The organism is Shewanella sp. 553 (assembly GCF_059338375.1).
Genome location: NZ_CM181701.1, coordinates 914,175 through 934,188, shown reverse-complemented (window position 1 = coordinate 934,188; position 20,014 = coordinate 914,175). Strand labels below are relative to the sequence as shown.

Sequence of the window (20,014 nt, the reverse complement as noted above, 5' to 3'; positions counted from 1 at the left end):
TGGCCAGTTTTACTTGATCACTACAGTTTAAAAGCTTATTTAAAAATGATATCCTTCCGCCGATTTAACCTACCTACCTACCTACCTACCTTAAAATTATGAAGAAAATATTGCTGTTTACTAGTTTGCTTAGTGTCCCCGCACTGGCCGCGACGGAATCCCCACCGTTTTTTATTGGTGCAGCGTAATCAGTGTCAATCGAAATATCGATTTAAGTGTAAATCCAGTGGGGAAGTCACTTTCCCCAATTTTCAATTTAAAGAGTCGACAGAATTGTGAGAAAAATTTTTAAAGAATTATTGGTATTAATAGCTTTACCGCTTTTAGTGCTCTTATCTGGCTGTAATTCAGAAAGCACGTTTTCTGAATCGAAAGAGCCACCAGTACCTGAGGTAAAATTAGAGCGCATAGATATCGTCGCGTCACCAATAACAACACGTGGCGTGAGTGAGTTGACGCTTGCTAAAGGTAATAAACAAACTTTTGAAGCTGTTGGTCATTACTCAGACGGCTCATCTCAAGCATTTACGGATTTAAGAGTGCTTAACTGGCATTTGAGTGATACAGATATTGGGCGTTTTGATGTGCCCGGAGCACTCATAGCCCTTGAATCGGGACCTACGACGGTAAGCGCGACGATGGACGGCATTACCAGCAATATAGTAAATGTCACTGTCACGGATGCGGTGATTACCGACATTCAAGTCACGCCTTCACCAGTGAATGTGGCAAAAGGACAGACTGAGCAATTAACGGCGACGGCGACATACAGTGATGCAACTTCCGCTGACATCTCTAGCTCAGTGACGTGGGCAGCAATTGATACCAATATTGCCACAGTGACGACAGCGGGTTTATTATCTGGGGTTGAAGTGGGTAGCACGACGCTCACGGCGACGAAAGATGGTGTGACCAGTAATGCAGTGGAGGTGACTGTCTCGGATGCGATTATCACCTCGATTCAAATAACCCCTTCACCGGTAAATCTTGCAAAAGGTCAGACTCAGCAATTAACAGTTACAGCGACGTTCAGTGATGATACATTCTCTGATATCACTAGCTCAGTGATATGGACGCTTGATATCACTTACGCTACGGTCACATCAACGGGTTTGTTGTCCGGTGTTGAGGTGGGTAGCACGACATTAACGGCCATGAAGGATGGTGTCACCAGTAATGAGGTGATGGTGAATGTCTCGGATGCGATTATCACCTCGATTCAAGTGACGCCTTCACCAGTGAATCTTGCCAAAGGTCAGACTCAGCAGTTAGTGGCAACGGCGACATACAGCGACATGACCTCCTCCGACATCTCTAATTCAGTGACATGGCATCTTGATACCTATTACGCGACCGTAGACTCGGCAGGTTTGTTGTCCGGTGTTGAAGTGGGTAGCACAATACTTACGGCCACGAAAGATGGTTTGACCAGTAATACGGTGGATGTGGATGTATCGGCAGCGGTTATCACCTCAATTCAAGTGACGCCTTCACCGGTGAATGTTGCCAAAGGCCAGACTCAGCAGTTAGTGGCGACGGCGACGTACAGTGATGGCACGTCTGCTGACATCGCTAACTCAGTGACGTGGACTCCAGTTGATACCAATACTGCCACGGTAACGGCAGCGGGCTTATTGTCTGCGGTTGAAGTGGGCAGCACGACACTCACAGCCACGAAAGATGGTGTAACTAGTAGTACGGTAGACGTGAATGTATCGGTAGCGGTTATCACCTCAATTGAAGTGACACCTTCACCGGTCAATCTTGCGAAAGGTCAGACTCAGCAGTTAGTGGCGAGGGCGACGTACAGTGATGGCACGTCTGCTGACATCGCAAACTCAGTGACATGGCAGCTTGACACCTATTACGCCACGGTAACGACGGCGGGTGTATTGTCGGGTGTTGAAGTGGGTTACACGACACTCACGGCCACGAAAGATGGTGTAATTAGTAATACAGTGGACGTGAATGTATCGGCAGCGGTCATCACTTCAATTGAAGTGACACCTTCACCTGTGAGAGCTGTAAAAGGTAAGACTCAGCAGTTAGTGGCGACGGCGACATACAGCGACATGACTTCCTCTGATGTGTCTGATTCAGTGACATGGATATCGGCTGATAGCAATATTGCCACGGTAACCTCGGCAGGTTTGTTGTCGGGTGTTGAAGTGGGTAACACGACGCTCACGGCCACGAAGGATAGTGTGACTAGTAACACGGAGGCGGTGACTGTGTGTGATCCCGCAGGTGCATGTATTGACATCTTCGATACAGGTAGTGGTAAGTTATTTACCAACTCACCATCAAAGGCTTACTTAGACAGCATTGACGGTAGTCCAAGTCCAACAAATGGTACTTATACTGAAGACGGAGAATACGGCCCAGTAGGTGATTTCTACCTATTCAACCAGAGTAACGCAGATACACTGTGCGATACCTACAACACCAAGAGTGTCGGCGGACGAACTAACTGGCGCTTAGCAACGGTGGTCGAGTTAGATGGTGAACTGCACGGGGCATACGGCAATATGTATGCTGCGCGGAATTGGCCGGTCAGCATAAATTACTGGTCGTCGACGCCCAGTGGTTCGAACTTCGCCAGTGTGGGCCTCTTCGGTGGCACTGTCGACTACTCAGACCCAACCGAAGGACGCTACGCATCCTGCGTCTCAAATCCTTAACGTTGAGCGTTTAGAGTTTAACGTTTTAATTTTAGTTTTGAAGTGCCAGAGTTGTATCTGGCACTTTTTAGGGGGGGGGAGAGAAGTGAATATCGAAACTAAATTAGCATTGGTTGAAAGCAGTCAATGACGGATTGCGTCAAACCTGATTTTGAACACTTTATAATTGAACGTATTAGCGAGAACGATATTTCTCAGAGAATAAAAAGGACAGTCGCTTAAATTGTTTTTCTATTTTCTCAAAAATAGTAATCTTGGTGAGTTTGAAGAAGAACTGCCTTCACCTTTAGAGTAGAAATGTATAATCGGGTAGCCGGAGGTATCTAGCCTCCAGCCCCCACACCACCCTGCATGCGGCTCCGCACACGACTAAATGAATTTAGGAGATAGGGCGAAGCAGGATGCCAAAGCCTAGGGCAGTTCATTTAGAACGCCTAAGCTAAACTTTCTGGTTAGCTTCTTGGTTTCGAGAGTGAACCGCGCTCCATCCATCTCTCAGTGAATATAATCCTGCTTTCTTCAGATACTCATTGCCCAGCGCTTGCTATATTCCTTATAAAGGGGGAGGTAATTAGGGGACTCATTTATGTCCAAAAACTATTTTGCTTTTAACGGCTATGTGGATACCAATTACGGCTAAATCGAAGAAATAGATAAGCCGGTGTAGGTATGGCGGTGGGGGTTGGTGGCATGGATGCCACCGTCGAGCGTATAGGGATATACTTGCAGCGCCCCACCGAAATACCTGCACGGAAGGCATGCTGCAGGCAATGGGTTGCCATGAAGGTTAACGCGACCATCAATACATAAAAACTAACTCGACTAAATGCTACAAGCCCAAAAAATCCAACACCTTCATTCGAAGGCCAACACACTTTTGTCCAAAACGATTTTGCTGTTTACGATTCTGTGGATACCAATTACGGCTAAATCGAAGAGAGTGATAAGTCGGTGTAGGTATGGCAGTGGGGGTTGGTGGCATGGATGCCACCGTCGAGCGTATAGGGATATACTTGCAGCGCCCCACCGAAATACCTGCACGGAAGGCATGCTGCAGGCAATGGGTTGCCATGAAGGTTAACGCGACCATCAATACATAAAAACTAACTCGACTAAATGCTACAAGCCCAAAAAATCCAACACCTTCATTCGAAGGCCAACACACTTTTGTCCAAAACGATTTTGCTGTTTACGATTCTGTGGATACCAATTACGGCTAAATCGAAGAGAGTGATAAGTCGGTGTAGGTATGGCAGTGGGGGTTGGTGGCATGGATGCCACCGTCGAGCGTATAGGGATATACTTGCAGCGCCCCACCGAAATACCTGCACGAAAGGCATGCGGCAAGCAATCATTCTTGCAATAGATGAGCTTAGCCGTCATTACGGCAAGCGATCTCGCCACAGAACCACTTGTTTGCTATATTAGCGCCCATTAAGCGCGGCGCAAATAAAACATGACAGCGCCTCATGAACATCAATACATCACTAAAGGTCATTCAATGAAAATTGGTATTATCGGCGCCATGGAGCCAGAAGTTGCTCACCTTATTTCCTCTATGACGAACCCTGAGTCACACACCATCGCAGGTATCGAATTTGTTGCCGGGCAACTGGCAGGCAAAGAGGTGGTGGTGACTCGCTCTGGCATAGGTAAAGTGACCGCCAGCGTGGCGACCACCTTGCTGATTGAAAAGTATGCGCCCGATTATGTGATTAACACAGGCTCGGCTGGCGGCTTTGTCGATAGCCTTGCCATTGGCGATATCGTTATCTCATCAGAAGTGCGCCACCATGACGTGGATGTCACCGCATTTGGGTATGAGATTGGCCAAATGGCGCAGCAACCAGCCGCCTTTATTCCCGACGCGACTTTAGTCAACGCCGCTAAAAAAGCCGTTGCTAGCTTAGGCGAAGTGAAAGCGATTGAAGGATTAATTTGTACGGGCGATAGCTTTATCTGCGATCCGGTTCGCACCAAAACGATGCTAGCCAACTTCCCAACGATGGCGGCCTGTGAAATGGAAGGGGCGGCAATTGCTCAGGTATGTCATCAATTTGGCGTGCCGTTTGTGGTGATCCGCTCATTGTCAGATAATGCCAATAATGACTCACCAGTGGATTTTGATAGCTATATCGTCAAAGCGGGCCACCACTCAGCATTAATGGTCATAGCCTTGCTGCAACAGCTGTAAGCATGAACGCCTGCGCCTGACTTGATGAGGGCGCAGGGTTTATATTGACGGGCGCTGTAGCCGAGATAAAGTAGCGCTTAGCATCCAACTGGATTTCGCCATGCTGCCACACTTTTCACAACAGTTTATGCAAGACAGTCCCTTCTACCAAGGGGCGGCTATTTTATTGGTGTCAATATTACTGGCAAAGCTAGCTCCCTTGCCCAGAGCCATGCAGCCATTTTATCTCTATAGCCAACTGGCGCTGCGGCTGTCTGATAAGGTAAATCATCCCGAGCGTTCCTCTTCCCAGCAAGTGACGGCAGGCTTACTGTCGATAGTGTTATTGTTAGTTCCCTTTTGGCTTATTATCAGTTTCTTACTGCAACTGGCTGCTTATCCTTGGTTTTTTGAGTTTCTAGTCTTGTACTTATGTTTATCTGATGAGCAGTTTTATAAGGTAGCAGAAGAGGCGTCGCAAACCTTACAACACGCCGATAAACCACGAACCCGCGCCTTAATTAAAGGTTGGCTCAGTCGCGACACACAGGGCTTATCTGAGGTGGGCTTAAGCAAAGCCATTACCGAAAAACTGCTGACCACACCGATATATGGCACAGTCGCCACTATGGTATTTTTTATTGTTGGCGGCGCTCCCTTGGTGCTTGGCGCGCGCATGCTGAAACAGTTGCAACTGTGCTGGCCCGCCATCAATCCGCATTATCGCCACTTTGGTAAGCCTGCTTATTACCTCTGTTATGTGCTCTATTACGTGCCCAGTATGCTATGGAACTTTACCTTGGCAATCCAAGGTGGCCCCAAAGCTCTCAAAGCGATGCTCACTCCGCGCAGAAGCCTTTATGCGATTAATCATCACCTGTCGACATATAATATCGCCGCACAGGTACTCGATGTAGAGCTTGGCGGGCCGGTTAAATTTGGCGGCGTCAAAGTGCCGCTAGACAAAGTCGGCCCACCACATAAACCCGATGCTAGCGTGTTGCCACGCGCGCTGCGCTTAGTGAGTAGCACCAATACCCTTTGGATAGTGTCATTAATGTTAGTTCCGCTGATCTGGACCGCGCTACGCTATCTGTAACTGGCTTGGCCGCCGTACTTTAATTGCCCACTTATTGGAGGCTTAACAAGCCGAACTGTCGTTATAAACCATTAGTTTAAGTCGTCACTAATGTTGGACTCGACATACGGCAATAGATTAGAATCACGCCATTGTGGCACGCTTACCAATCGTTGGGCATCATCACCTTGTTTAATCACCTACACGTCTCTTTGACCACGCCTGCATTACTGTTTCCGGCCATCTCGCTATTGTTGCTGGCCTACACTAATCGCTTTTTTTCACTGGCAGCCCTTATTCGCAGCCTCAGCAGTCAAGGCAAACCGGTGCACAGTGGCCAACTAAAAAACTTACGCCAACGCATAGTGATCATTCGCCGCATGCAAGAGGCGGGGGTATTGAGCTTCGCCCTGTGCGTATTGTGTATGATTTTTATCTATATCGGATTCAATAAAACCGGCTCGGTGATTTTTGGCACTAGCCTGTTGCTGCTGTTGTATTCGCTGGTGTTGTCGGTTATTGAGATCCGCATTTCCGTCGATGCGCTCAACTTCCACCTTAAAGAGTTGGATCAATGAAAGAGTGGGTCTATTTTTTTGACCTTTGCGGCACAGCGGTATTCGCCCTCTCTGGCGCGCTAGCCGCCGGCCGCCATCGCATGGATCCCTTTGGGGTGATTGTACTGGCATCGGTGACCGCCATTGGCGGAGGCAGTATCCGCGATGCTTTGCTTGGCACCACCCCGGTATTTTGGATACGCGACCCTAATTACATCATAGTGATCCTCGCCACCATATTATTAACCTTAGTTTTTATCCGTAAACCGAAAAAAGTCCCTCAATACACCTTACCCGTCGCCGATGCCTTTGGCTTAGCGCTATTTACCGTGATTGGCGCCGAGAAAGCCCTTAATTTGGGCTTAAGCGGCATGATTGCCGTCGTCATGGGCTTGATAACTGGCGTGGGAGGCGGCATTATTCGAGACGTGCTCTGCCGCCAAGTGCCGATGATTTTACGCACCGAAATTTATGCCACCGCCTCCATATGTGGCGGAATTGGCTACACGGTAGCACTACAGTTAGGGGCAGCCAATAAAGCCGCCTTTGGTTTTGCCATGATAAGCGCGCTATTGATTCGCTTAGCCGCGATTAAATGGCACTTAAAACTTCCCGCTTTTGATTTAAAGAATACCAAACAATGATCAAATATTTTTTAACTAGCATCTTGGTGTTAATGCCACTCATCACTCAGGCCAAGCCTGGCGATATGCCGGTCGAGCAACAGATGGCGGTTAAATATATTCAGGCGCTGACTGACCACGACTATCGCACTCTGGGCACCTTTTATAATCGTGACAGCGTGTTTTTCGATCGCACTGCCAGTAAAAAATACCAAGGCAGACGCGATATCTTAGAGTTTTTCGAACGCGCTCACCGTGGTGTATTAGAGTATGACTTTAATATTGAGCACATGTATAACGCAGGCTCCTTGGTGGTGATGATTGGTAACTACCATTATCGAGGTCCCGGCAGTTTATTTGGTAAACCGGGTAAGGTAATTGAGCTGGCCATTCCAGGAGTGACTACAGTAAAACTGGATTTAACCAATCATAGAGTGACTGCCCACGAAGACTTGATGGACTATCAGACGATGCAAGATCAACTCGCCACCCAGTGACGTTGGGGAGTTTGGCGTAATACCCATTAGATTGAGTCAGTTATCAGATTGTCCCCCCGTTTATACAGTTAAGAGACTACGCCTTAGGTGCAGATATAACGTAGGGTATCGAAAACATGGACGTTTTCGTTAAGCAGGCGAAGAGGCCCTCGTGGCGGCCCGAAGTGGTATCTGCACATGAGGTCATCAATATCAGCCCGCAATTTAGAGCCGTCTGTTAATACCATTTGACCATTGGCATCAATGCTCCAGACACAAATACCAAAAGTATCCCTCCCTAGCTTTTGGCATCAATGCTCCAGACACAAATACCAAAAGTATCCCTCCCTGGCTTTTGGCATCAATGTTCCAGACACAAAAAAACCTGCAGCTGCAGGCTTTTTTACTATAGCAAGTGAGTCAATAACCCTCATCAGCGTTATAGCTTACCTTAGACTAGCGTAATCTTGGCAAACTTACGCTTACCCACTTGGAACACACCCGAGGTGCCGGCACTCAGCTGCAGACGGGTATCTTCAATCTTAACGCCATCAATCTTTGCCGCGCCTTGCTTGATCATTCGCATGGCATCAGACGTCGAGCCAACCAAGCCTGCTTCTTTGAGCACATTAGCAATGGCAATGCCCTCGCCCGCAACAAGTTCAACCTCTTCGATATCCTCAGGCAGCGCCCCTTTTTGGAAACGGTTGATAAACTCTTGATGAGCCGCTTCTGCTGCGGCTTCATCATGGAAACGGGCGATGATCTCTTTCGCCAAGGCAATTTTCACATCTCTTGGGTTAGTGCCCTGGGCAACATCGGCTTTAAGCTGCTCAATCTCGCCTAGCGGACGGAAAGAGAGCAGTTCGAAGTAGCGCCACATCAAATCATCTGAAATCGACATGATTTTACCGAACATCTCACCAGCTGGCTCGCTAACACCAATGTAGTTATGCGCCGATTTAGACATCTTCTTCACGCCATCGAGGCCTTCAAGCAGTGGCATCATGATCACGGTTTGCGGCTTCTGCCCTGCCGCCTTTTGTAACTCACGCCCCATAAGCAGATTAAACTTCTGGTCGGTACCACCTAGCTCTACGTCAGCTTTAAGTTCAACTGAATCATAACCTTGTAGCAGAGGATACATAAATTCGTGGATGGCAATAGACTGACCCGATGCATAGCGCTTTTTAAAATCATCACGTTCCATCATGCGGGCAACGGTCTGCTGTGATGCCAGACGGATCATGCCTGCAGCGCCCAGCTCTTCAAGCCAGCTTGAGTTAAATTCAATGCGGGTCTTAGCGGGATCGAGGATCTTAAACACTTGCTGCTTATAGGTCTCGGCATTAGCCAATACCTGCTCGCGCGTCAACGGAGGACGAGTGCTATTTTTACCACTTGGATCGCCAACCATGCCAGTGAAATCACCGATTAAGAAGATAACTTCATGACCTAAGTCTTGGAAAGTTCTCATCTTATTTAAGATAACGGTATGGCCAAGATGGATGTCAGGCGCGGTAGGGTCGGCACCCAGCTTAATGCGCAGCGGACGCCCCTCTTTCAGCTTTTCCAGTAAATCCGCTTCGAGAAGGATCTCATCGGTACCACGTTGTATTTCTGCTAATGCTTGGTCTAAATCAGCCATTTTGGCAGCTACTCCTAAGAGCCTATAGATAAATTACGGGGGACTCATGTTACTTGTTAGCCAGCACAAATGAAAGAGTGTACACTTACAGGAATCGCTTAAGTCTTGAAAATTGGTATCGGGGTCAATGGGAAAGGTCATTACACTCTTAAAATTACTACCCAAACTACATCAAATATTGTTGGGCATTCTCTTGGTCGTCACCCTAGCGGTATTACTATTACCTACCGACGATGCACAAGCTTCGCGCGCCACCAATAGCACGCTCTCTGGCACCATCAACTTGGTCGATGAAGCGCCGTTACAACACGATATCAATTCCAATGATAATGCCAAAGCTTATCCTGTGCCGCTGGCCTTTAGAACTCCAGATGCCCCCAGCGTAGACGACATCGTCAGCGAACTCAGTCAGCCAAAACAACCACCTAATAATCTTGTTGCAGCATCAGATGCAACCGAAAGCCCAGCTATGGAGCTGCACACTGAGCAATTTACCGTGCGCAGTGGTGATACCTTAGCCAAACTGTTTAAACGTGCCGACCTCACGCCCCGTGATGTGTATGAAATAACCCAACTGCCTAAAGCCAAAAAAAATCTGCTTAAAATATTACCCGGCGAAGAGATAGCCATAGTCAAAAACGGCAGCGGCGAACTCAGCCAGTTACGTTATCATCTTGATCCCATCTCTACCTTAGTCATTAGCAAGCAGGCAAGCGGCTACAGCGAAGAGGTGCTCACTAAACAGGTAGAACAGCGCACTAAATTTGCCAGCGCCACCATTAGCAGTAACTTTTGGAATGCTGGCGTGACCGCAGGATTAACCCCGAATCAAATTATGCAGCTGGCGACCATTTTCGGCTGGGACGTCGACTTTGCGCTCGATCTGCGTCAAGGCGATAAATTTGCCATCTTATTTGAGGAGGAGTTTGCCGATGGCCAGTTCCTGCAAAATGGCAATATTTTAGCTGCCGAGTTTATCAACCAAGGCGATACCTATACCGCGGTGCGCTATAAAGATGGCAACTATTATTCAGCAGAAGGGCGCAGCATGCGTAAAGCCTTCTTACGCTCGCCGGTGGACTTTAAATATGTCAGCTCAAGCTTTAATCCACGCCGCTTACACCCTGTCACTGGCCAAGTAAAAGCTCATCGCGGCGTAGACTATGTTGCCGCAGTTGGTACACCGATCAAAGCCGCGGGTAAGGGGCGCGTGATAAAGTCAGGTTACAACCAGTACAATGGCAACTATGTGTTTATTAAGCACAATGAAACCTACACGACTAAATATCTGCATCTCAATAAGCGTAAAGTCAAGCAAGGCCAAACGGTAAAACAAGGGCAAATCATCGGCACGCTCGGCTCTACTGGTCGGGTCACAGGCGCCCATTTGCATTATGAATTTATTGTCAATGGCGTACACCGTAATCCGCGTACGGTTAAGCTACCGCAGTCGATGCCTATCGACAGCAAAGAGAAGCAACAATTCTTGGCGATTAGTCAGCAGATGATGGCAAAACTGAAGCAAAATAACGATATTCAGCTTGCCGCACAGTAAGGTAAACAGATGAGCAGTCAGTACTATATCGGCCTAATGTCAGGCACCAGCATGGACGGTGTCGATGCCGTATTAGTCAAATTTGAGGGCGATAAGCTCACGCTTGTCGACACCCATACTGAGCCACTGCCCAGCCATCTGTTGAGCGGGTTACAACGTCTTTGCCAGTCTGGCAGCCATGATGAAATCAATTATTTAGGCACACTCGATAGAAGCGTGGGACAACTGTTTGCCAAGGCGGTTAATGCGCTGGTAAACAAAGTGGGTATCGATAAGGCACATATCAAGGCCATTGGCAGCCACGGCCAAACCGTGCGTCATATGCCGAACCTTGAGATGGGGTTTACCTTGCAGATAGGCGACCCTAACACCATCGCCGCCCTCACCAACATCGACGTTATCGCCGACTTTAGACGCAAAGATATCGCCTTAGGCGGCCAAGGGGCGCCACTGGTACCCGCCTTCCACCAGCAAAGCTTTGCTCAAGCGGGCAGCAAACGCATCATATTAAATATCGGTGGCATCTCTAACATCACTTATCTACCCGGTGATGCCAGCGCAGTGATTGGCTTTGATAACGGCCCAGGTAATACCCTAATAGACACTTGGATAAAACAGGTCAAAAACGAGCCTTATGATGACAACGGCCAATGGGCTGCTAGCGGTAAGACAGATGCTAAATTACTCAAACAGATGTTGTCCCATGCGTATTTTTCATTAAGCGCGCCTAAGAGCACAGGACGCGAGCTTTTCAATCAAGCTTGGTTAGAGCAGCAAACCGCGGACTTTGGCTATTTAGATGAAGCCGATATTCAATCAACCTTACTGGACTTAACCTGCCACAGCATTGCCAACGACTGCCTTAAACTGGCTGACAATGCCGAGCTGTTTGTTTGCGGTGGCGGCGCGTTTAACCAAGAGCTGCTGCGCCGTCTGGCCAAATTGCTGCCCCATTATCACATCGATACCACAGCAGCGCTGGGCATAGACCCACAATGGGTTGAGGGGATCGCCTTTGCTTGGCTGGCTAGACGTTATCATGATGGCCTACCGGGCAACCTACCAGCCGTTACCGGCGCTTCACGTCTAGCTGTGCTTGGTGGCTTGTTTCCTGCCGCCTAACGTCGATTAATCATTGTCGATTGAGTAGAGCACTGTCGATTAACACGATTTGCGTTCTGGCCGACTAGCCCTTACCCCCCAAAAAAATGTTCACGGCCATCAATCACTGATGGCCGTAAATCTTGCCGCAGATCTCTATCGCTATAGCAATAATCTATGCTGCAACTTGATCACATCGCGTTTCGAGTTTTGCGACTGGGTCAGCAGTAAGCTATGGGAGTCGGGGATATAAGCCATCGAGCCTGCACGTGGAATAACGCTGGGGGGAAGCTTGATAATGGGCGTGACTAAATTGGTATTAAATCGCCAAAAGTTAACTAACTGATGGTCGCTATGGTTAGCACGGTAATAGACCCCTTTATCTGTCGCGACCCAGTTGTAGCCTTCAGTAAACTTGTCGCCACCAAGCAGCAGCTCAACCTTACTCGCCGCCGTATTGTGCTGCAGAGCATGAGAACCATCGCCATCAAGGGCTAAGGCCCACAACCCTGGTTTATCCAGGCGAGTAAAGACTAACTTATCAGCGGCAATCGACTGTCCAAGGCGCATATTCAGCGGGCTTAACACCTTAGGCGGACGGTTATCGAGGTAAAACTCGGTAATGCCATCGAGCGTACTAGCAAATACGCTTTCATTGTCCCAGCCCCAGCTTGGGCGGTTATGATCTAAATAGGGCGTCGCCAAGATAGCCATAGTGCCCGAGTCGAGATTGAGCACATGGATTTTATTGCCCTCATTTTTATCATCGGGTGCTAAAAATGCCAGTTTATTGCCATCGTGAGACCAACTGGGGTAAGCCACGCGCCGTTTCAAGTGCGTATGTTGACGAACATCGCCGCCTTGTGTATTGACGCTCCACACCTCGTTAAAACCGGTTTGATTGGACACATAAGCAATACGTTGACGGCTGGCGGAATAACTTGGATTACGGTAGCTGTATTCCACATTCAATAATGAAAACGGCGTGGTGGGGATCGACTGCTCTAACGCCAGCAGCGAGATCTGATTATCGCGAATATAGTTGGCGTACACTAACTCACTGCGGCCAGAGATAAAGCGTGGGTAGCTCATCCCCTCGACGTCTAAGGGCTGGATCTGTTTATCGTCAATATCGATAATATAACCGTTGCGCACGCCAGAGTTTTCGGTGCTAAAGACTAAGCGCTCACTATCATGGTGCCAGCTTAAGCCGCGGATATCTTCCAGCCCAGTGGTTAAGCGCAACTCCCGCTGTGAGCCTAAATCGCGTAAAAAAATATCTTCGGAAATATTGCCAAAACGACGCGCTATTGCCAGCCAGCGTCCATCAGGGCTATACGCAAGATCTCTATCGCGATGACCACAATCTTGCTGGCACGACACCCGTTGAGGCTGTGAGGCTGAGGAGCCCAGTGCCAAGCTATAAATACCTGAGGACTCATCGCCCTCAGCCAGCCAAATAAAGGCTAATTGATTGCCATCGGGGGCAAGATCTAACGCGGTATTAAACGAGTTACAAGGCGCCAGTGGCATCACCTCGCCGCTCTCTATGGTTAACTGCATAATATGGCACTGGCGAGTAGCAATGCGCTGTGACGGATAATAGAGCCTATTACCATCTGGGCTCCATACTGCGCGGATCTCAGCCGAATTAACCGAGGTCAGTCGTTTAGGGGTATCACTTAAGGCATTAAGATCCTTCAGATACAGGCTATAGCTTTGTCCATTACCCCGGCTGCCATACACCAACCAACGTCCATCGGCCGACACGTTAGGAAACAGTTCCGCATCTGTGGTCGTGGTTAATTGTGTTTTGGTGGTGGGGATAAAATGCGCCTCATCATGATACAGGTGCCAAGTCGTAAAACCTGCCAGCAGAAGTACCAATACCGCTGCGGCCATCAAGCCTTGTCGATACCCTCGCTTGAGCCTCGTCACTTGCTCCTGTGCCTGTTGCAAAATATCGGGTTGTTCGGCTATCTCTTCGGGATTAAATTCTGGGGCAATAAGCAGTCGATAACCTGACTTTCTCACCGTTTCAATCACCTCTTGATCGCCTGCGACCGGGCTAAGTTGCTTACGCAGGTGCCATATCGCATTAGTCAGCGCTTTTGCCCCCACATAACGATTACCATCCCAAATGGCATCGATTAACGCTTCACGAGTCACCACGTTAGGATAATGCTGGGCAAGGTAACACAGCACATCGATAAACTTAGGTTGCAAAGACACCTGCACAGCATCTTGCCCCGGCGCTTGAGGGGAAAACACTAAACGATGCCCCAGCGGAGTGACCTCACACCGACCTAATTTAAATCCCAATTCTTTTAACACAGCCACCTTAATCCCCGTTTTTTGCTAGCGCTTAATCAAAATATGAAACGTTAAAGCTATCCCTAGGCAAAGCGAGTGTAACACCAAACCCAAGATTAACGACAAAATAACACAATTAAGGATAGATAATAATAGATACTTAAACCTTTGTTTAAAAACATAATAGATTTTAAATAGAGATATAAACAACCTATAAACGACACGCTAGGCATTGTGGGGAGGTAACAAGTTAATTACAACTAGGCGCAGTAAACAGCAAGCTATCTTGATGGTTAAACGACACCGTCATTTGCGCTCTCCGCACATCACACGGAGCAGCCAGTAAAGCTCTTTAGGTTTGCAGATAAAAAAGGTAGTTAACGATAATAATAAGGATCATATTAGATGAAACCCCAACTTAAGCACTCGGCCATTACCATAGCGCTGGCGCTGGCCTTTACGCCAACCACTCTAATAGCAGCGCAGGCCGACACCGATAACAATGAAGCAAAAATAGAAAAAATCGAAGTCACAGGTTCACGTATTAAACGTGCTGACTTTGAAGGTGTGGCGCCAGTTACCGTGATCTCTGCCGACGATATCGCTAACAGTGGCTTAACGTCTATTGCAGAAGTGCTGCAATCATCTGTCGCCAATACCGGCGGTTCACTTAATGGCGAAAGCGACGGTTTTACCGACAGCGCAAGCTCTGTCAACCTACGCGGTATGGGCGCCAATAGAACTCTGGTGTTGATCAATGGTCGTCGTCAGGCGTCATTCCCCAGTGCTGCTGGCGGTTCAAGTAACTTCGTTGATACCTCTGATATCCCTACCGCAGCGGTAGAACGTATCGAAATTCTCACCGGGGGTGCATCGGCCATTTACGGCTCAGATGCCGTCGGCGGTGTGGTTAATATTATCTTAAAGAAAGAATATGACGGCGCTAAGGCGGCGGTTAAGTACAACTCACCGACCCAAGGCGGTGGCGAGCAACTTGATCTGTCATACCTGCAGGGTATTAATACCGAAAACAGCCAAACCTTGGTCATGTTCGAATATAAGAAAGTTGAAGCGATTAAAACTTCCCAGCGCGACAGCTTATTCAACCCTGCTTATTATGAAGATGAAGATGGTAATGTGCGTTGGGGCGCAGGTCCCTATGGAGATGCAGCGGCCTCTAGCTGGGCCTCGTGGATCCGCGACTATGACAAGGTCTATACCAGTGACAAATATAGCCCACTGGATCAGGCGCAATGTACCGACCTATTCGGTGATAAAGGCATTTATACCCCAGTGGGGACTTACGATTGCTACTATGACAAATATGCCGACCGTGGCCTGCAATCGGCCTATGACAGAATCAACCTAGTCGTTAACAGCACTTACGATCTTAATGATGCGTGGCAGCTGTACGGCATGATCAACGCCTCATATAAAGAGGCGCAAAAGTACAAAGATGAGAAAGGCTTCGGCACTTACATCTATGAAGATCAAGCCACTGGCGCGCTGAGCTACGACTCTGGTGAATTTGCTAACGACAACAAGTTCCAGCTGCGTCGTCGTATGGAAGAGTTTCCAGGCGATCGTATCTATGACACCCAAAATACCAAGCTAGCGTTTTCATTGGGTGCCAGCGGGGTAATAGGCGATTATGAACTGGATCTCTCTTGGTCGAGTGGCTTTAACCGTTATGAGAAACAAAATAATCATATGGTGAGTGCCGATGGACTACTCGATATCATCACCTTCGATCCTAACAATACCGATCCGACCAAATGGTATCCAAACAATAAGCTTACCGATACCCAAATTGAAGCCTTGATCGGCGCCTCAACCAAAGACTCCACCTCAAGCATGCATCAGTTCCAAGCGGTGTTTACTGGCGACCTCATGGAACTCCCCGCAGGCACAGTTGGCTTTGCCACCACAGCCGAATGGGCGCGTGAAAGCTATGAAGATACCTTAGATGAAGTCACTCAGAGCGGCGGCTTTATCGGCATGGGCGGCACGGGTGGTGAGGGCGATCGCGATCGCGTTGCCATCGCAGGTGAAGTACAGATCCCGCTGTTGGCTAACATGACTGGGGTTAAATCATTAGATTTGTCTGCGGCGCTGCGTTATGACCGCTATTTAGACGATTCAAACGTGGGCGGCGCGACCACACCACAAATGGGCATTATGTATCGCCCTATCGATGAAGTGATGATACGTGCCAACATAGGTAAAAGCTTCCGTGCCCCCGATATGCATCGCTTGTATGCCGGCCTAACTCGTAGCTTTGGCAGCACAGATTACCCACATCCCACCATACCCAATGAGATCTATGAAGATAGCTACGACGGTTTTAGCTCAGGCAACCTCAACTTAACTGAAGAAAAGGGTGATTTCTGGAACATAGGCCTTGTCGCCAACCTTAGTGAGAACGCCGATGTGTCATTAGACTGGTGGAACATTGAACTGGAAGGGGCGGTAAAAACAATCTCCACCGATGAGATGCTCGATGATCCAAGCTATGACCAAACCGGCAACTACACCAGCTGCGAGCAGATGGATGTGGTCGGCTATCTTACAGAGCTCGATGATGAGGGGATCAGCAACTTAGCGTGTATGCGTAAGGGGCCGATTAACAGTGCCTATGAAGCTTCACAAGGTATCGATGCCAGCTTTAACTATCGTTTTGCTGAAACCGCAGTCGGTGACTTTAAGCTGAAATTGGCCGCCTCTTATCTGCTAAGCAAAGAGTATCAAGAGAACCTCGACAGTGAGATTGAAGAAGAAACCGACACTAACTTTGTGCCTAAATGGAAAGGTAATGCCAGCCTAACTTGGAACTATCAAGATGTCAGCGCAACCTTGGCCTACTACTACACAGGGGAAGCCACGGGTACCGATACCTTTGACCTTATTGACGCCAATGGCGATAGCTATGAGCAAGATGATTATCCCGATACGCTCGATGCTTATCAGGTGATCAACTTAACTCTGGGCTACAACGCGCCATGGAATGGTAAGTTTACTGCTGGGGTGAAAAACCTCACCGATGAGATGCCACCTCTATATGACGTCCGCAGTGACAATCATAACGATTGGCCCTTCTTCGAAGAAGGCAACAGCAGCTACTCTATCGTGGGTCGCACCTTATTCTTAGGTTATTCACAAAAGTTTTAAGCTTTTGAATAAGTCATAAAAAGCGCCCAAATGGGCGCTTTTTCATCACTCATGCATTTAAGTCAGGATAACTAATGCACATTTTAAAATATCTAATGGCTGCCCTGATCTTGTTGTCCAGCCTACACACAACCGCTGGCGACTATCAGCAGCCCTCGGCGCCACTGCAACAGGTGCTCGAGCAAACCAAAATGGTCGATACACGACTGGCAGGCGATGCACGCCATATAGCGCTATTGCATCCTCAGGCGCACCCCACTATTCATGAGTTGGCTCAAAGCGAAAAAAAGTTGGCCGGCCTGCGAATTTCGCCAGATAATTTAGCCCAAAGCAGACCGAAAAAACGCTACCAATTTATTACGTTAATCAATCTTGATAACAATCAACGCCTCACCATACAACAGCAAGGCGCTAACATTGCTAACGTACAGTTTTCGCCCGACAGTCAATACCTAAGCTACATAGCCATTACGCCTCGGGCCGTTGATCTGTACCTGTATCAACTGGCCAGCGGCCAAACCCAGCGTCTCAATGCCAGCCCACTTAATGCAGTATTTGGCGCCAAATACCAATGGCAACATGACAGTAAGGCCATTGTCACCACCTTCGCGGTGCCGCAAGATAAGCAAGCTCCCCTTGCCAACATAGGCCCTAACATTAGCCACGCCTTGGGTGAAAAAGCACCGCGGCGTACTTATCAAGATTTAATTCAAAATCAGCAAGATGAGCAGGCATTTAAGCAGTTAACCACCAGCCAGCTGGCGATAATCTCCCTCGATGGTCAACGCACCAATGTGGGCCAACCGCAGATCAACAGTCACTTTGCCTTATCACCCAACGATCAGTTCCTGATCGCAAAACAGATACACGCGCCCTATTCCTATATCGTTAAATACTATGACTTTTCCCAGCAGGTTGAGCTATTTAACCGCGATGGCCAACATATCAAAACCTTAGGTCATATCGACAGCGGCGAGTTTCGCGCAGCTGGTGCCGACTCGGTCAGTACTGGCCCGCGCCTTATCCACTGGCGACCCGATCAACCCGACACCTTAGTGTTTGTTCAACCTCTGGATAACGGCGATGGCGAGCAGCCTGCCGCGCTGCGCGATGAAGTGCTCAACTGGCCAGCACCATTTACCCAAATCCCACACGCTTTGCTGCAAATGCCATGGCGTATTAACGATCTTGATTGGGCAGAACAAGGCCGACTGTTTGTCAGTGAAAAAAATGCCAACAAGAAGCAGGTGCGCGTCAGCATTTTGGATGTAAGCTTACTGGGTACAGACGAAGCCAAGCCCGCCAAACTCTGGTATCAAAAAGCCCAGCGTGACACCTATAAAGCCCCCGGTAGGCTCTATCGCGATAGACAACAAGGGGTTGCTCTTGTAGATATAACCCAAGGTAAATTCAGCCATTATGGTATTGGTGCATCGGCTAAGGGCTATCGCCCTTTCCTCAAGCAAACCCAGCTCGATAACAACTATAGCGAGACTATCTGGCAAAGCGCGAGCGATAAACTTGAGCAGGTTAAATATGTCATCAGTTTGTCGCCTCTTAAATTAATCATTAAGCGTGAAGACTCTATAACCCCGCCACATTTAGTGTTAGTGGAGCCACATACAGGTAGCGAGCAACTACTTTATCAAGCCGATAATGAGCTGGCCGCCTATAAAGGCATGACTCGCCAACTGGTTAACTATCAGCGCGCCGATGGCTTGCCCCTCTCAGGCATGCTCTACTTACCTGCCGGTTATGATAAATCACAAGGGCCGCTGCCCCTGCTCATGTGGGCCTATCCACGCGAATACAAAGACGCGAAAGTTGCCGCTCAAGTAAACTATTCAGTGCATCAATACCAAGGGATCAGCGCCAAAGGGCCACTGCCCTTTGTCGCCCAAGGCTTTGCCGTATTCGATAAAGTGGCTATGCCGATTGTCGGTCAAGGCGATATTCAGCCCAATGACAGTTTTCGCACTCAACTGGTGGCGAATGCTAAAGCGGCCATCGACACCTTAAGTGACATGGGTATCGCCGATCCAAACAGAGTCGCTATCGGCGGCCACTCTTATGGCGCATTTATGGTCGCCAACCTCTTGGCTCACTCGGATCTGTTTAAAGCCGGTATCGCGAGAAGCGGCGCTTATAATCGCTCCCTGACCCCTTTTGGTTTCCAATATGAAAAACGTAATTACTGGGAAGCACCCGCTCTCTACCAGCAGATGTCGCCCTTTACCCATGCCGATAAAATTGATGAGCCGCTACTGCTGATCCATGGCGAGATGGACGCCAACTCAGGCACCTACCCGATGCAATCGTCACGACTGTTTAACGCCATCCGTGGCCTAGGCGGTACGGCAAAGTTGGTGATGCTGCCCTATGAAAGCCACAGCTATGCAGCCAAAGAGTCGCTACAGCACATGCTTTGGGAGCAGCAGCAATGGCTAGAGCAATACGTTAAGCCCATTAACGCTGACATCGGCAAGGCTCACAGCGCTGAAGCCCCTGAATCTATCGAGTCGTTGGAGTAATATAATGACCCAGTCCACATTGCAAACTACATCAGAACTGACATCAAAACTTACATTAGAGTCATGCTTTGCCACTATGGCGCGTCTGGCTGCGGCCATCAGCAGCTCGG

Annotated in this window: 12 protein-coding genes; 10 read left to right on the top strand and 2 right to left on the bottom strand. The window is 48.5% G+C overall.

Features of this window, described 5'->3' with window-relative positions; genetic code table 11:
• Window positions 1-275 precede the first annotated feature (275 nt).
• The 6 genes from AC5YBZ_RS04220 to AC5YBZ_RS04195 all read left to right on the top strand — a co-directional run bounded on the left by AC5YBZ_RS04220 (window position 276) and on the right by AC5YBZ_RS04195 (window position 7,609).
• Window positions 276-2,681 (top strand): Ig-like domain-containing protein, encoded by a 2,406-nt coding sequence (locus tag AC5YBZ_RS04220; protein WP_494543448.1) that lies wholly within the window; start codon window positions 276-278, stop codon window positions 2,679-2,681.
• A gap of 1,501 nt (window positions 2,682-4,182) precedes the next feature.
• Window positions 4,183-4,875: a 5'-methylthioadenosine/adenosylhomocysteine nucleosidase gene (locus tag AC5YBZ_RS04215; protein WP_119978802.1), complete on the top strand. Its 693-nt coding sequence runs from the start codon at window positions 4,183-4,185 to the stop codon at window positions 4,873-4,875.
• A gap of 100 nt (window positions 4,876-4,975) precedes the next feature.
• On the top strand, window positions 4,976-5,953 hold the full coding sequence (locus AC5YBZ_RS04210; protein ID WP_494543447.1) for a cobalamin biosynthesis protein CobD/CbiB: 978 nt from the start codon (window positions 4,976-4,978) through the stop codon (window positions 5,951-5,953).
• 167 nt (window positions 5,954-6,120) lie between these two features.
• The gene (locus tag AC5YBZ_RS04205; RefSeq protein ID WP_494521657.1) at window positions 6,121-6,510 is read left to right on the top strand and encodes a DUF2721 domain-containing protein; all 390 of its coding nucleotides are present in this window, start codon (window positions 6,121-6,123) and stop codon (window positions 6,508-6,510) included.
• Complete coding sequence (locus tag AC5YBZ_RS04200; RefSeq protein WP_475516046.1) at window positions 6,507-7,133, top strand: trimeric intracellular cation channel family protein; 627 nt, start codon at window positions 6,507-6,509, stop codon at window positions 7,131-7,133. The genes AC5YBZ_RS04205 and AC5YBZ_RS04200 overlap by 4 nt, the downstream gene beginning before the upstream one ends.
• Entirely contained in the window at window positions 7,130-7,609 is a 480-nt protein-coding gene (locus tag AC5YBZ_RS04195) for a nuclear transport factor 2 family protein (RefSeq protein ID WP_494543446.1), read from the top strand. Before AC5YBZ_RS04200 ends, AC5YBZ_RS04195 begins: the two co-directional genes overlap by 4 nt.
• 430 nt (window positions 7,610-8,039) lie before the next feature.
• On the opposite strand, the gene tyrS is transcribed toward AC5YBZ_RS04195, so the two are convergent.
• Entirely contained in the window at window positions 8,040-9,236 is a 1,197-nt protein-coding gene (gene tyrS / locus AC5YBZ_RS04190; RefSeq protein WP_475516045.1) for a tyrosine--tRNA ligase, read from the bottom strand.
• Window positions 9,237-9,363: 127 nt separating this feature from the next.
• On the opposite strand from tyrS, the gene AC5YBZ_RS04185 reads away from it, so the two are divergent.
• Both AC5YBZ_RS04185 and AC5YBZ_RS04180 read left to right on the top strand, forming a co-directional pair.
• Complete coding sequence (locus AC5YBZ_RS04185) at window positions 9,364-10,791, top strand: peptidoglycan DD-metalloendopeptidase family protein (protein WP_494524400.1); 1,428 nt, start codon at window positions 9,364-9,366, stop codon at window positions 10,789-10,791.
• A 9-nt stretch (window positions 10,792-10,800) separates the two neighbouring features.
• Window positions 10,801-11,913 carry an anhydro-N-acetylmuramic acid kinase gene (locus AC5YBZ_RS04180; RefSeq protein WP_494543445.1) on the top strand — a complete coding sequence of 371 codons (1,113 nt, stop codon included), beginning with the start codon at window positions 10,801-10,803 and terminating at the stop codon, window positions 11,911-11,913.
• 141 nt (window positions 11,914-12,054) lie between these two features.
• On the opposite strand, the gene AC5YBZ_RS04175 is transcribed toward AC5YBZ_RS04180, so the two are convergent.
• Entirely contained in the window at window positions 12,055-14,232 is a 2,178-nt protein-coding gene (locus tag AC5YBZ_RS04175; RefSeq protein WP_475516042.1) for a winged helix-turn-helix domain-containing protein, read from the bottom strand.
• Between the two features lie 378 nt (window positions 14,233-14,610).
• Here AC5YBZ_RS04175 and AC5YBZ_RS04170 point away from each other — a divergent pair, with 378 nt between their 5' ends.
• Window positions 14,611-17,373: a TonB-dependent receptor plug domain-containing protein gene (locus AC5YBZ_RS04170; protein ID WP_494543444.1), complete on the top strand. Its 2,763-nt coding sequence runs from the start codon at window positions 14,611-14,613 to the stop codon at window positions 17,371-17,373.
• Window positions 17,374-17,447: 74 nt separating this feature from the next.
• Entirely contained in the window at window positions 17,448-19,904 is a 2,457-nt protein-coding gene (locus tag AC5YBZ_RS04165; protein WP_494543443.1) for a S9 family peptidase, read from the top strand.
• The last annotated feature ends 110 nt before the right edge of the window (window positions 19,905-20,014 follow it).

Bases quoted from the DNA above. Each gene is read 5' to 3' on its own strand.
- AC5YBZ_RS04215 (WP_119978802.1), top strand. From the start codon at position 4,183: ATGAAAATTGGTATTATCGGCGCCATGGAGCCAGAAGTTGCTCACCTT.
- AC5YBZ_RS04210 (WP_494543447.1), top strand. From the start codon at position 4,976: ATGCTGCCACACTTTTCACAACAGTTTATGCAAGACAGTCCCTTCTAC.
- AC5YBZ_RS04200 (WP_475516046.1), top strand. From the start codon at position 6,507: ATGAAAGAGTGGGTCTATTTTTTTGACCTTTGCGGCACAGCGGTATTC.
- AC5YBZ_RS04195 (WP_494543446.1), top strand. From the start codon at position 7,130: ATGATCAAATATTTTTTAACTAGCATCTTGGTGTTAATGCCACTCATC.
- tyrS (WP_475516045.1), bottom strand. From the start codon at position 9,236: ATGGCTGATTTAGACCAAGCATTAGCAGAAATACAACGTGGTACCGAT.
- AC5YBZ_RS04185 (WP_494524400.1), top strand. From the start codon at position 9,364: ATGGGAAAGGTCATTACACTCTTAAAATTACTACCCAAACTACATCAA.
- AC5YBZ_RS04180 (WP_494543445.1), top strand. From the start codon at position 10,801: ATGAGCAGTCAGTACTATATCGGCCTAATGTCAGGCACCAGCATGGAC.
- AC5YBZ_RS04170 (WP_494543444.1), top strand. From the start codon at position 14,611: ATGAAACCCCAACTTAAGCACTCGGCCATTACCATAGCGCTGGCGCTG.
- AC5YBZ_RS04165 (WP_494543443.1), top strand. From the start codon at position 17,448: ATGCACATTTTAAAATATCTAATGGCTGCCCTGATCTTGTTGTCCAGC.